Source organism: Hyphomicrobiales bacterium, assembly GCA_002869065.1.
Classification (GTDB): Bacteria; Pseudomonadota; Alphaproteobacteria; order Rhizobiales; family Rhodobiaceae; genus Rhodobium.
The window spans coordinates 211899-225655 of record PKTR01000005.1 but is presented as its reverse complement, the minus strand read 5'-3'; the positions used below and the strand labels follow the sequence as shown (position 1 = coordinate 225655).

Annotated in this window: 11 protein-coding genes; 4 read left to right on the top strand and 7 right to left on the bottom strand. The window is 64.5% G+C overall.

What is annotated here, in order from left to right:
* Window positions 1–8: 8 nt before the first annotated feature.
* The 4 genes from C0606_15010 to C0606_14995 form a co-directional block, all read right to left on the bottom strand.
* A complete protein-coding gene (locus C0606_15010) occupies window positions 9–545 on the bottom strand; it encodes a GNAT family N-acetyltransferase (GenBank protein ID PLX36581.1) in 537 nt (178 codons plus the stop codon).
* 122 nt (window positions 546–667) lie between these two features.
* Window positions 668–1450, bottom strand: coding sequence for a hypothetical protein (locus C0606_15005; protein PLX36580.1), 783 nt, complete (start codon window positions 1448–1450; stop codon window positions 668–670).
* Window positions 1451–1719: 269 nt separating this feature from the next.
* Window positions 1720–4170, bottom strand: coding sequence for a glycosyl transferase family 1 (locus C0606_15000; GenBank protein PLX36623.1), 2451 nt, complete (start codon window positions 4168–4170; stop codon window positions 1720–1722).
* A 131-nt stretch (window positions 4171–4301) separates the two neighbouring features.
* On the bottom strand, window positions 4302–4997 hold the full coding sequence (locus C0606_14995) for an ABC transporter ATP-binding protein (GenBank protein ID PLX36579.1): 696 nt from the start codon (window positions 4995–4997) through the stop codon (window positions 4302–4304).
* A gap of 105 nt (window positions 4998–5102) precedes the next feature.
* Between C0606_14995 and C0606_14990 the strand changes: the two genes are divergently transcribed.
* The 3 genes from C0606_14990 to C0606_14980 all read left to right on the top strand — a co-directional run bounded on the left by C0606_14990 (window position 5103) and on the right by C0606_14980 (window position 6385).
* Window positions 5103–5741: an arylesterase gene (locus C0606_14990; protein PLX36578.1), complete on the top strand. Its 639-nt coding sequence runs from the start codon at window positions 5103–5105 to the stop codon at window positions 5739–5741.
* Between the two features lie 90 nt (window positions 5742–5831).
* The gene (locus C0606_14985) at window positions 5832–6026 is read left to right on the top strand and encodes a hypothetical protein (protein ID PLX36577.1); all 195 of its coding nucleotides are present in this window, start codon (window positions 5832–5834) and stop codon (window positions 6024–6026) included.
* A 155-nt stretch (window positions 6027–6181) separates the two neighbouring features.
* Window positions 6182–6385: a hypothetical protein gene (locus tag C0606_14980; GenBank protein PLX36576.1), complete on the top strand. Its 204-nt coding sequence runs from the start codon at window positions 6182–6184 to the stop codon at window positions 6383–6385.
* Window positions 6386–6485: 100 nt separating this feature from the next.
* On the opposite strand, the gene leuD is transcribed toward C0606_14980, so the two are convergent.
* From leuD to C0606_14965, 3 genes are all read right to left on the bottom strand, one after another.
* On the bottom strand, window positions 6486–7091 hold the full coding sequence (leuD, locus tag C0606_14975; GenBank protein PLX36575.1) for a 3-isopropylmalate dehydratase small subunit: 606 nt from the start codon (window positions 7089–7091) through the stop codon (window positions 6486–6488).
* Window positions 7092–7187: 96 nt separating this feature from the next.
* Window positions 7188–7748 (bottom strand): hypothetical protein, encoded by a 561-nt coding sequence (locus tag C0606_14970; GenBank protein ID PLX36574.1) that lies wholly within the window; start codon window positions 7746–7748, stop codon window positions 7188–7190.
* Between the two features lie 160 nt (window positions 7749–7908).
* On the bottom strand, window positions 7909–8502 hold the full coding sequence (locus C0606_14965) for an alkylhydroperoxidase (protein PLX36573.1): 594 nt from the start codon (window positions 8500–8502) through the stop codon (window positions 7909–7911).
* A 410-nt stretch (window positions 8503–8912) separates the two neighbouring features.
* Here C0606_14965 and C0606_14960 point away from each other — a divergent pair, with 410 nt between their 5' ends.
* The gene (locus C0606_14960; GenBank protein PLX36572.1) at window positions 8913–13751 is read left to right on the top strand and encodes an NAD-glutamate dehydrogenase; all 4839 of its coding nucleotides are present in this window, start codon (window positions 8913–8915) and stop codon (window positions 13749–13751) included.
* The last annotated feature ends 6 nt before the right edge of the window (window positions 13752–13757 follow it).

Genomic DNA, 13757 nt, shown 5'->3' with positions numbered 1-13757 from the left:
TTTCTCGACTACTTCCCCTTGGGCGCTGTCTCCGCCCCTTCTCCAAGCGTCTTTTGCATCAGAACCGTGTCGAGCCAGCGTTCGTGCTTGTAGCCGACGTTCTGCAGCGTGCCGACGGGGCGGAAGCCGAGGCGGGCGTGCAGGCGGACCGAGGCGTGGTTGGCGGAATCGCCGATGACCGCGACGGCCTGGCGGAAGCCGGCCTCTTCGGCGAGCTTCATCACTTCGCTGAGGAGCGTCAGCCCGAGGCTGCGGCCGCGGAAGCGCGGGTCGACATAGACCGAATCCTCGACCGTCCAGTAATAGGCCGGGCGCAGCCGGTAGGGCCCGCAATAGCCGAAGCCGGCGACCTCGCCGTCGATCTCGGCAACGATATAGGGATAGCCGCCGTCGACGAGGCTCTTCCAGCGGCTGCGCATCTCGGCTTCGCTCGGCGGGTCCAGTTCGAAGGAGGCGCGGGCGTTGCGGACCTCGGCGCCATAGATGGCGGTGATGGCGGGGATGTCGGCCTTGGTGGCTGCGCGCAGGGTTGGAGTGGTGGTCATGGCGAATATTCCGGCAGAAACGATCTTGGGCGCGGGGGAGGTATCTTCCGCAGGATACTACGCCGGAAAAGAAAAGGGCGCGAAAAATCGCGCCCTTTTGTCGTTTTGATCGAGGCTGGCGACTATTCGCGGTTGCCGAACAGCTGCAGCAGCATGATGAACAGGTTGATGAAGTCGAGGTAGAGACGCAGCGCGCCCATGACCGCCTTGCGGCCGGCGACGGTGCTGTCGTCATACTCGTAGTACATCTCCTTGATCTGCTGCGTGTCGTAGGCCGTCAGGCCGGCGAAGACGAGCACGCCGATCACCGAGATGGCGAACTGCAGCGCCGAGGAGGCGAGGAAGATGTTCACCAGCGAGGCGATGATGATGCCGATCAGGCCCATGAACAGGAACGAGCCCCAGGCCGACAGGTCCTTCTTGGTGGTGTAGCCGAACAGGCTGAGCGCACCGAAGGAGGCCGCGGTGATGAAGAACACGCGGGCAATCGAGCCGTGGGTGTAGACGAGGAAGATCGACGATAGCGACAGGCCGACAAGGGCCGCGTAGACCCAGAAGGTCGCCTGCGCTGCGCCGACGCTCATCTTGTGAACGCGGAACGACAGGAACATCACCATGGCGAGCGGGGCGAGAATGACGACCCACTTCAGCGGGCTGGTGTAGAGCGCGACGCCGAGGCTGGTGAGATATGTGCCGCCGCGGATCTGGGCGGCTGCCGCCGCCGGATCGTTGGTCACCGCCATGTTGAAGATGGCGATGGCGGCAAGGCCGGTGATCGCCAGGCCGATGGCCATGTAGTTGTAAACGCGCAGCATGTAGGAGCGCAGGCCAGCATCAATGTCAGCCGCGCCAGCCCGGCCAACAGGGGTGCCGAAGCGCGCGTAGGGATTCGGGTTGTTGGTCATGTAGACAAACCTCTCCAGGTTCAAAACTCACTGTCCCGCGCACGCACTGCACGCGGGGCCTTGCAAGGAATATGGGTGGTCGGCGTGACCGAAGCAAGACTTCGGCGGATCAAAATCGGCGTGATGGTGTCCGCCGGTTTACGTTTTTCGGCAGAGGCGCCCCGGCTGGCTGGAGTATTTTACATTCAGCCTGAATTGCCAAAATGGCTATCGGCTTGTTTTGCCGCACCTTTGTCGACGCCAATTGGAACAATTGGCTGCACGATGCTCTACTGATTACGCAGGGCCGGGGCCGGTTTTTCGCCGAGAACGCGCCATGTTCCGACCAGGCCGAAGACCAGCGACAGGGTCATGGCACCGAGCGCGGCGACGAGCGCCACTTCCGGCAGGACGATGAACGGCAGGTTCATGACGCGGGCGACGACGGCCCAGGCTGCCGCGATGCCGGCGAAGACGCCGAACAGTGCCGTGGCGAGCCCGATCAGCAGATATTCGAGCCCGAAAGCCGTAATGAGGGTCGAGCGCGTGGCGCCGAGCGTCTTGAGGATGACGGCGTCGTAAATGCGGTGGCGGTGGCTCGAGGCGAGTGCGCCGCCGAGCACCAGAACGCTGGCGATCAGAGTGATCGAGGCGGCGGCGCGAATGGCGATGGCAAGCTGCGAGAGCAGATCGTTGATGGTGGAGAGCGCGTCCTTGACGCGGATCGCGGTCACCGTCGGGAAATCTTTTGCGACGTCTTTCAACACGGCTATTTCCCGCTCCGGGCTGCCGCCATCGGCGAAGGTGAGGGTGGCCAGATGCGGGTGGGGGGCGCCGGCAAAGGTGTTCGGCGAGAACACCATGACGAAGTTGATCGCGAGCGATTCCCATTCGACGCCGCGCAGATTGGCGATCTTTGCGGTGATCTCGCGGCCGAGCACGTTGACGGAGACGGTGTCGCCGATGGAAAGACCCAGTTCGCCGGCGAGTTCGGCGGCAAAGGAGACGAGCGGCGGGCCGGAATAGTCCTTTGGCCACCATTCACCGGCTTCCAGCGTGCTGTTGGCGGGCAGCTCGGCGGAGTAGGTCAGGCCGCGGTCGCCGCGCAGCACCCATGCGGCCGCCGGCGTTCCCTTCAACTGGTCGGCCGGCACGCCCTGCAGGGCGGTGATGCGGCCACGCAGCATCGGTACGCGCTGGAGCTTGCCGTCGGGCGCGGATTTGGCGATGAGGGCTTCGAAAGCCGGCACTTCGGCGCTCTGGATGTCGAGGAAGAAGAAGCTCGGCGCCTGTTCCGGCAGGTTCGAGGTGATCTGGTGGCGCAGGTTGCCGTCGATCAGGGACAGGGTGACGATAAGGGCAAGGCCAAGGCCGAGTGAAAGCACGACCGTCGGGGTCAGCGCGCCCTTGCGGTGGATGTTGCCGACGGCGAGCCGGAGAACCGTCGAGCGCGCGCGCGGCAGGCGTCTGGCAAGCGCCATGATCGCAATGGCGACACCGCGCAGCACGATGAAGATGGCGACGGTGGCGATCGTGTAGACGATGGCGATGCGCGGATCGTCGGCGAGCACGATGGCGATTGCCGCAAGGGCCGCGACGGCGATGGCGGTCGCGACGATATAGGGTGCACGCGGCCAGCGCCGGCTCGATCCGGCACGGTCGCGGAACAGCGCGGTCGGCGGCACTTCGCCGGCATGGCCGAGCGGCCAGAGCGCGAAGGCAAGCGTGGTCAGCACGCCGTAGACGGTGGCGAGCGCCAGTTCCTGCGGATAGACGCCGATCGCCGCCGTAAAGGGCAGGAGCTGCGCCAGGAAGGCGCCCGCTATGAAGGGGATTGCCGCGCCCGCGATCAGGCCGATGACGATGCCGATGCCGGCAAGCGTCAGGATCTGGATCAGATAGACCGCGAAGACGAAGCCGGCGGTGGCGCCGAGGCAGCGATAGGTCGCGATCACCTCGCGGCGGCCGTCGAGATGGGCGCGCACTGCGTTGGCGACGCCGACGCCGCCGACAACGAGGGCGGTCAGGCCGACGAGGGTGAGGAACTGGGCGAAGCGGGCGATGTTGCGGGTCAGGCCGGGGGCGGCCTCGGTGCGTGAGCGGATGCGCCAGCCGGCTTCGGGGAAGGCTGCTTTCGCGCTTTCGGTGAAGCGGGCGATGGCCTCGTTGGAGGCGATGCCGGTGTCGTTGAGGCGAACCCGGTAAACCCAGGTGACGAGGCTGCCGGGCCGGATCAGACCGGTGTCGGGCAGTGCTTTTTCGGAAATCAGCAGGCGCGGGCCAAAGACCGCCCGTCCGCTGAGCCGGTCGGGTTCGCTCTTGATCACGCCGGTGATGCGCACTGACGTGCGGCCGAGCGAGATCGTATCGCCGACCTTGCGGTCGAGGCGGGCAAGCAGGGTTGCTTCGGCAAGCGCGCCCCACAGGCCGTCGGTCTTCTCGAGCCGGGGGCGGAAATCGCCGCCGTCTTCGAGCGCGAGCGTGCCGTAGAGCGGATAGGTGGCGTCGACGGCCTTCAATTCGACGAGTGTCTGTGTCGCGCTTTCCTCGACGCGGCCCATGGCGCGCAACGTCGCCACTTCGCTGAGGCTGCGGGCGGTCTCCAGGAAGCGGCGTTCGTCATCGTTCACCTGCCGCTGCACGATGGCAAAGGCGAGATCGCCACCGAGGATCGACTGGCCTTCACTGGCGATGCCTTCGGTGAGCGCGCGTGACAGCGAGCCGACGCCGGCAATCGTCATGACGCCGAGCGCGATGCAGGCAAGGAAGATGTAGAAGCCCTTCAGCCCGCCGCGCAGTTCGCGAAAGGCGAAGCGCGAGGCAACGGCCAGCGTCGGTCGGCCTGCTGCAGGCGATGGGGCGGATGCGGTGCTCACGATGCCATCTCCGGCATGCGCGCCGGGGTGATTTCGCCGGAATGCATCTCGATGGTGCGGTCGCAGCGGCGCGCGAGGGCCACGTCATGGCTGACCAGCACCAGCGTGGTGCCGCGGTCGGCGGCTTTCTCGAACATCAGATCGGCGATCTGGCGGCCGTTCGCCTCGTCGAGATTGCCGGTCGGCTCGTCGGCGATTAGCACCGGGGGCGCGGCAACGAGGGCGCGCGCGATGGCGACGCGCTGCTGCTCGCCGCCGGAAAGTTCGGTTGGATAGTGGTGGCCGCGATCGGCAAGGCCGACGGAAGCGAGCTCGGTGCGGGCGCGCTCAAAGGCATCGCGGGCGCCCTGCAGCTCAAGCGGGACGGCGACGTTTTCGAGCGCCGTCATGGTCGGAATGAGGTGGAACGACTGGAAGACGATACCGACCGTGCTGCCGCGAAACTTCGCCAGCGCGCTTTCATCGAGCGTGCCGAGGTCCTCGCCGGCAACGGTGACGCGGCCTTCATCGGCGCGTTCGAGCCCGGCCATGACCATCAGCAGCGTCGACTTGCCCGACCCCGACGGGCCGACGATGCCGACGCTTTCGCCGGCCTCGATTGCCAGCGAGACACCTTTCAGAATGTGCACGCGGCTGGCGCCGCTGCCGAGTGAGAGGTGGACGTCGGCAAGATCGATGACTGGTCGCGACACGGTGGAGGACCCTATATTGCGGTTCGGGGAGGAGCCCCGGGGAGAAAGGCTTATGGTCCCATATGGGGCAACAGGCCGGCCGATCCAAGGAAAGAGACGGTGTCGATGCGAAGCTTTTTTCAGTCCAGCCGATTGTTTGCCATGCTTGCGGTTTTTCTGGCCGTTTTCGGAACGTCGGCGGCAAGCCGGGCAGAGCCGGCGACCATCGTTGCCTTCGGCGACAGCCTGACGGCGGGCTACATGCTGCCGGCGGGCGAGGGGTTCGCGCCGCAGCTCGCGGATGCACTCAAGGCGCGGGGGCACGATGTGACGGTGATCGATGCCGGCGTATCCGGCGACACGGCGAGCGGCGGGCTTGCTCGGCTCGACTGGTCCGTCGGCGAGGGTGTCGACCTGGTGATCGTCGAGCTTGGCGCCAATGACGCGTTGCGCGGGATCGACCCGGCCGAGACGAAAAAGGCGCTGACAGGCATCGTTCAGCGGCTGAAGGAGCGCGGCATCAAGGTGCTTCTCGCCGGTATGCAGGTGCCGCCGAATATGGGGCCGGATTACGAGGAGGCGTTCAACCCGATCTATGGCGAGATCGCCGAGGCCGAAGGGGTCGCGCTCTATCCCTTCTTTCTCGACGGTGTTGCCGCCGACCCGTCGCTCAACCTTGCCGACGGCATGCATCCGAACCCGAAAGGCGTTGCAATCATCGTCGAGCGCATCGTGCCAGCGGTGGAAAAGGTGATGGGCTGGTAGATGCGCGGTTCTGGAGTCTTGTGGCGTCGGGCCGGGCGCTGATAGGGTCGACGCACCGAACATTCAATTTACGAATAAGGGGAGGCCATCATGGCGACTTACACCTGCAGCGTCTGCGGAATGGGGGTCAACGCGACCTGCGCCAAATGCGACGCGCCGCTCGTCAACGATACGCTGACGCTCGACAACGGGACGTCCGTGCAGATTTCCAAGTGCCCGAACGGCCACGGCAAGATCAAGTCGCCGATGTGCTGCGGTCAGGACATGGTCTGCGAAGCGGTCTGACCGTTTCGTCGTCGGGTGGCGGAGCCATCCGTTGAGCGATGTTTGAAGGGCTGCGGGCGGAATGCCGTTCGCAGCCCTTTTTCGTGTGTACGATCGGGGCAACCTCCGGTTAACCCGGGCCCGCTAGGCTTGCAGGCTGAACAGGAGTAGCCGCGATGGATGTTGCCGCCCTTGCAGGCGCGATGGTCGCCGCCAATCAGGCGCAGGCCGCGCAGAATGCGCAGATGTCGATGATGAAAAGCGCGCAGGATGCGCAGCTCGCCATGGCGTCGATGATCGAAGAGGTCGCCGCCGCGGGCGCTCAGGCCGCCGCCGCGCCGCCGCCCGGCATGGGGCTCGTGGTCGACACCACGGCGTGAGCATCGTGCAGCCAATTGGAACAATTGGCGTCGACAAAGATGCGGATATGAAAAAAGCGCGGAGCGATCCGCGCTTTTTGCGTTTCCGGTACCGGAAAAATCAGGCCCAGGGGCGGCTCTCGGCGGCCTTGGCCTCGTAGGCGTCGATCGAGGCGGCCTTTTCCAGCGTCAGGCCGATATCGTCGAGACCGTTCAGCAGGCAATGCTTGCGGAACGGGTCTACCTCGAACGAGATGCTACCGCCGTCCGGCCCCTTGATTTCCTGCGCTTCGAGATCGACGGTCAGCGTCGCGTTGGCGCCGCGCTCGGCGTCGTCGAACAGCTTGTCGAGCTCTTCCTGCGACACGCGGATCGGCAGAATGCCGTTCTTGAAGCAGTTGTTGTAGAAGATGTCGGCGAAGCTCGTCGAGATCACACAACGGATGCCGAAGTCGAGCAGCGCCCAGGGCGCGTGCTCGCGGCTCGAGCCACAGCCGAAATTGTCGCCGGCGATCAGGATCTGCGCGTTGCGGTAGGACGGCTTGTTGAGCACGAAATCCGGGTTTTCGTTGCCGGCCTCGTCGAAGCGCATTTCGTAGAACAGCGACTTGCCGAGGCCGGTGCGCTTGATCGTCTTCAGGAACTGCTTGGGGATGATCATATCGGTGTCGATATTGATCAGCTTCATGGGAGCAGCGACGGCGGTCAGCGTGGTGAACTTGTCCATGGAACCCTGCGGATTTCTTGAGAAGGCGTTTGTTGCCCTCGTCATGACGCCTGCGGGCGGCAAGGTCAAGACCCACGCCGGCCGCTGAGGGGCCGCTCAGCGCGAAACGGCGCTGTTCAGTTCCATCAGGCTGCGCTCCACCTTGTCCTGCAATGTGTCGGATTGCTTGAGCGTGGTTTCCAGCGTGGAGATCTTGCCGGTGATGGTCGACAGTTGCCGCGCGTATTCATCCTCGAGGCTGCCGATATCCGGACTGGCCGCCACGTGCTCGGGGCCGGATGGCGGCATGGTGCGGATTTCGGAGAAGGTGATCTTCGATTTCATGATCGGTTCGATCTTCACCAGTGCCGTGTTGATCGCCGAGACAGCGTTCTTGAGATCCGCGATGGCCGCCTTGTTGGTCTTGGCGAGACGCGACACGTCTTCCGTCAATTCCTGCATCTTCACTGTGAAGCCGCCGGTGGGCGTCAGGCTGAAATGCGAGATGATCGGCGCCCCGGCGAGGATGACACCAAGACCGATGACGAAGGCGTTGCCGAGGTGGTGACCGCGCAGCAGAGCGATGACGAAGCCTGCCACGATGATGAAGATACCGGTGATCATGATCACCGCCATGCGGTCCGCCTGACCGAAAAACTCCCAGAACTCCGCCAACATGACTGAACCCTCCCAATGAACCCGCGAGGGAGTGTAGCCGCATCGCAAAAACACGCAATAGTAGAAATAGCTAATAGATATACAGGTGTTGCGTGTGTGTGCCCAAAAATAAACCCCCGCACGAGGCGGGGGCTCTTAGGTGCGCTTTTGTCGGTTGCGGTCAGCGATACTGGCCGTGGTATTCCGGGTTCGGCTCCATCGCGGTCGCCGAGGCCATGCGGTTGGACATGTTGAAGAAGCCGACGACGGCGGCGACATCCCAGATGTCGCGCTCGCTGAAGCCGACGTCGCGCAGCGCCTGACGGTCGGCCTCGCCCATCTTGGCCGGCGTTTCGGTCAGCTTGGTGGCGAAGTCGAGCATGGCGCGGTGGCGCGGCGACAGTTCGGCGGCGCGGTAGTTGATCGCCATCAGCTCGCCGAGCTCGGGATCGCCGGAATACTGCCGCACGGCGGCGCCATGGGCGACGATGCAGTAGTGGCAATGGTTGATCGAGGAGACGACGACGGCGATCATCTCGCGCTCCAGCTTCGATAGGCCGGATGGCGCCAGCATGGTGTCGTTGTAGAGCATGCTGAAGGCGTTCAGCTTGGCTTCGTCGAAGGCGTAGGCCTTCAGCACGTTGGGCACGAGGCCGAGCTTCTCGTCGCATTTGTCGAAATAGGCCCTGGTATCCTCGCTCAGATCGGCCATCGGCAGATCGAGTGCGATGACAGAGCGTTCGCGGCCCTGCTGGCGGATCGGATCTTCGGACATCGGTTCTTTCCCCCTGGTGATTATCGTTGTCGCCTCGTTCGGCGTTTCCACTGTTGTAGAGCAAAGCGTACCGCGCCGGGAAGCGGGCGCCGCGGGAAAAGTGGAGCGCGCCTGTGCGGGCGGGCTCGGCGCGGTCTTTTGCCTGCGCGATCACGGATTGTTCAAGCGATCAAAATGACGGGTGTTTCCCCTGTCGGGCCGGTGACGATTCGGTTAACCTCGCTGCGACATGATGACCGCACCCGGTCGATGGTTGTCGCCGCCCTCAGGCAAGCCGGTGTCGCCGGGTCCAGGGTCCAACAGCATTCGGGTCGTCCGCCGCCGCGGCATGGCCCGAGCAATGCCGTGGCCGGTTCAAGCGTCCGGTGGGACGTGAGGCCAAAAGGCGTTGCCGACCAGGAGGAATGCCCATGCCCGACCTCAAGGACGCGGAAAAAGAAGTGCGTGTCGATGCCGCCGCCGCGCTGCTGCGCAAGGCGCATGAAAAGACGCCGTCGATTGCGGCATTTGCCGAAGCGATCTACGAACGCGGCGCCGCGCAGGATCTGGTGACTTACACGCCGGCCGAACTGGCTGCCTTTGCCGAGAGCCTGTGGAAGACGATGGCAGGCCGCGTTGCCGGTAGTCCCGCCGTGCACATCCACAATCCCGATTTCGACGGCGCGGGCACGGCCCATCAGGCGGTGACGGCGATCGAGGTGATCAACGACAATATGCCGTTCCTCGTCGACTCGGTGATGGGCGAACTGCACGATGCCGGGATCGAGGTGCAACTGGTTCTGCATCCGGTCGTTGCCATCAAGCGCGACAAGAAGGGCAAGCTGACGGATTTCGGCGGTCTGGCGAGCCGCGAAGCCGACAAAGGCTTCGCGCGCGAAAGCGTCATCGCGGTTCATGTGTCGCGGATCGACTCGCTCAGCGAGCGCGAGCAGCTGGTTGCCCGTCTGGAGAGCCTGTTCGGCGAGGTCCGCCAGGCGGTCGAGGACTGGCAGCCGATGATGGCGCGGGTCAAGGAGGTGCTGGCCAGCTACAAGGAGACGCCACCGCCGCTGCCGGTCGATGAACTGGCCGAGGCGATCCAGTTCATGGAATGGCTGGTCGATGCCAATTTCACCTTCCTCGGCGTGCGCGACTACATCTATCAGGGCGATGCCACCCAGGGCGTGATGGCCAGCGACAAGGCGACCGGTCTCGGTCTGCTGCGCGATGCCAACGTGAAGGTTCTCAGGCGTGGCTCCGAGTTGGTGACCATGACGCCGGAGATCCGCGACTTCCTGATGCGGCCGGAACTTCTCATCATCACCAAGGCGAATGTGAAGTCGCGTGTCCATCGCCGGGTCCACATGGACTATATCGGCGTCAAGCTGTTTGGCGAGGACGGTCAGCTGTCCGGCGAACTGAGGATGGTCGGTCTGTTCACCTCGACCGCCTACACCCGCTCGACGCGCACCATTCCCTATATCCGGCGCAAGGTCGACCGCATCCTCACCCAGGCCGGCTACGATCCCGCCAGCCATTCCGGCAAGGCGCTGCTCAACGTGCTGGAATCCTATCCGCGCGACGAGTTCTTCCAGGGCGACGAACAGATCCTGTTCGACAATGCGATGGCGATCCTGGAGCTGTTCGAGCGGCCGCGCGTGCGGGTGCTGCCACGACGCGACAAATTCGACCGCTTCGTTTCCGTGCTCGTCTTCGTGCCGCGCGATCACTACACGACCGATGTGCGCTTCAAGATCGGCGAATTGCTGTCGGGCCTGTATGACGGCGTCATCTCCGCCTGGTCGGTGGTGTTCCTCGATCAGGGGCTGGCGCGTGTCCATTTCATCATTGGCCGTTACAAGGGCGAGACGCCGAGCCCGGACCAGGAGGCGATCGAGGCGGCGATCTCGGATCTGATGCGCACCTGGGCCGACGGCTTCCGCGTTGCGCTCAAGTCGGGGTTCGATCCGGAGACCGCGCGCACGCTGTTCGAGCGCTACGCGCATGCCTTTTCCGCGGCCTATCGCGAGGCGTTCACCCACAAGGCGACGCTGAAGGATCTGCGCATCATCGAAAAGATGTCGGCGGACGAGCCGACCGGCATCGACTTCTATCTGCGCAAGGGAGACGCCGGCGCCCGGGTGAGCCTCAAGCTGTATAACCGGACATGGCCGATCCCGCTGTCGGAGCGCGTGCCGATCCTGGAACAGATGGGCTTCCGCGTCATCAACGAGCGGACCTACAAGATCGAGCCGTCGGGCGGTCAGGGCGAAATCTTCCTGCACGACATGAGCCTTGAGCGGCGCGGCGGTGTGCCAATCGAGCTGACCGACGAACTCGATGGCCGGCTCGAAGCTCTGTTCATGGCGGTTTGGGGCAAGGAGGCGGAGAGCGACGGCTACAATGCGCTCGTGCTCAACGCCGATCTCAACTGGCGCGACATCGCCATGCTGCGCGCCCTGTCGCGCTATCTGCGGCAGGCCCGCATTCCCTATTCGCAGGACTATATGTGGGGCACGCTGAATCGCTATCCGCAGACGGCGGCGCGGTTTGCCGAGCTGTTCCATCTGCGTTTTGCACCCGGGCGCGACGACAATGACCGCTCGCTCGGTTCGGCACGGATCGAACAGGAGATCATCGCCGGCCTCGACGAGGTGTCGAGCCTCGACGACGACCGCATCCTGCGGCGTTTCCTCAATCTCCTGTCGGCCATTCTGCGGACCAATTTCTTCCAGGTCGATGCGCACGGCATGAACCGGCCGACGATTGCCTTCAAGCTCAATCCGCGGCAGATCGACGAATTGCCGGCGCCGCGGCCGTTCCGCGAAATCTTCGTCTACAGCCCGCGGGTCGAGGGCGTGCATCTGCGCTTCGGCATGGTCGCGCGCGGCGGCTTGCGCTGGTCGGACCGGCCGCAGGATTTCCGCACCGAGATTCTCGGCCTCGTCAAGGCGCAACAGGTCAAGAACGCGGTTATCGTGCCAGTCGGCTCCAAGGGCGGCTTCGTGCCGAAATGGCTGCCGGAAGGCGGTAGTCGCGAGGAGATCTTCGCCGAAGGCACCGAGGCCTACAAGATCTTCGTCTCGACGCTGCTCGACGTCACCGACAATCTCGAGGGCGACCGGATCATTCCGCCCTATCAGGTGGTGCGCCACGACGGCGACGACCCCTATCTCGTCGTCGCCGCCGACAAGGGCACGGCGACCTTCTCCGACACCGCCAACGGCATCTCGGAAGCGCATGGCTTCTGGCTCGGAGACGCGTTTGCCTCCGGCGGTTCGGCCGGTTACGACCACAAGAAGATGGGCATTACCGCGCGCGGTGCGTGGGAGGCCGTTAAGCGCCACTTCCGCGAGATGGATATCGATATCCAGACGACGCCGTTCACGGTGGCCGGCGTCGGCGACATGTCCGGCGATGTGTTCGGCAATGGCATGCTGCTATCGCGGGCAATCAAGCTCGTCGCGGCCTTCGACCATCGCGACATCTTCTTCGATCCTGACCCGGATATCGACAAGTCCTACGCCGAGCGCGAGCGCATGTTCGGCCTCGGCCGGTCGAGCTGGCAGGACTACGACACATCGCTGATCTCGGAAGGCGGCGGGGTGTTCTCGCGGTCGATGAAATCGATCCCGTTGTCCAAACAGATTCAGGAGCTGCTTGGGCTTCGAAAATCGAAGGCGCCGCCGCAGGAGATCATCACGGCGATCCTCAAGATGCAGGTCGACCTGTTCTGGTTCGGCGGCATTGGCACCTATGTGCGGGCGTCCGCCGAGACCGACGCCGAGGTCGGCGATCGCGCCAATGACGCGATCCGCATTCCGGCGTCGGATTTCGGCTGCAAGGTGGTTGGCGAGGGTGCCAATCTCGGCATGACGCAGCTTGCGCGTATCGAGTTCAGCCGGCGCGGCGGGCGATGCAATTCCGACGCCATCGACAACTCGGCGGGCGTCAACTCGTCCGACGTCGAGGTCAACATCAAGATTGCACTGGGCGCGGCGATCCGTGCCCGCACCCTCGATACCCGCCGCCGCAACAAGCTGCTTGTCACCATGACCGAAGAGGTCGGGCGGCTCGTTCTGCGCAACAACTATCTGCAGACGCTTGCGATCTCGCTTGCCGAGGGGCGCGGGGCGGAGGACTTCGGCTACCAGCGCCATTTCATGCAGGATCTCGAGGCGCGCGACCTGCTCGACCGCGAGGTGGAGGAGCTGCCGGACGAACTGGCGCTCAACGATCTGGAAGCGGCGGGCGATTGCCTGACCCGGCCTGAGATCGGCGTCCTGCTCGCCTATGCCAAGATCACCCTGTTCGACGAACTGGTGGCGTCGAGCGTGCCGGACGATGCCTATCTCGGGCGCGAGCTGTTCCGCTATTTCCCGCTCGAGATGCGCGACGCCTATCACGGCGAGATCGCCGGTCACCGGCTGCGACGTGAGATCATTTCCACCATGCTGGCGAACTCGATGATCAATCGCGGCGGTCCGACCATGATGGTGCGGGTCGGCGACCAGACCGGGGCAACGCCGGCGGAAATCGCGCAGGGCTTTGCCGCCGTGCGCGACGCCTACGGGCTGACCGAGCTGAACGACGCGATCGACGCGCTCGACACCAAGGTGCCCGGCGCCGTGCAGCTCGAACTCTATCGCGGTGTGCAGGATCTGATCCTCGAACAGGTCGTGTGGTTCCTGCGCAACGTGTCGTTCCGCGAAGGCATCGCGGCGGTGGTCGAACGGTTCAGCGGCGGGCTCGAAGCGCTGTCGCCGACGCTCGACAGCGCGCTGCCGGAAGCGACGCTGGAGCGCTACAAGGACATCGCCACGGCGTGGAAAGAGGCCGGGGTTGGCGAAGAGCTCGCCGACCGGGTCGCACGGCTGCCGCTGTTCGCCATGATCCCCGACATCATCCTCGTCGCCGAGGAAACCGGAAAGCCGCTCGACGCGGTGGCGGGCTCGTTCTTCACGGTCGCCAGTCATTTCCGCATCAGCCGGCTGGATGGTCTCGCCCGGGCGATGAAGGTGCGCGACTATTTCGACGGGCTGGCGCTCGACCGGGCGCGACGGACCCTTGCCGAGGCGCATCGCCTGATCACGGCGGAAGTGCTGGCCGCAGACGGTGGCGATAACGGCCTTTCTGCATGGCTTGCCGAACGGCGCGAAGAGGTCGAACGCACCAACGAGACGGTTGCCAATATCGTCGACAGCGGCACGCTGTCGGTGTCGCGGCTCGCGGTTGCCGCCGGCCTTCTGGCCGATCTCAGCGGATTGTGAGGCCGG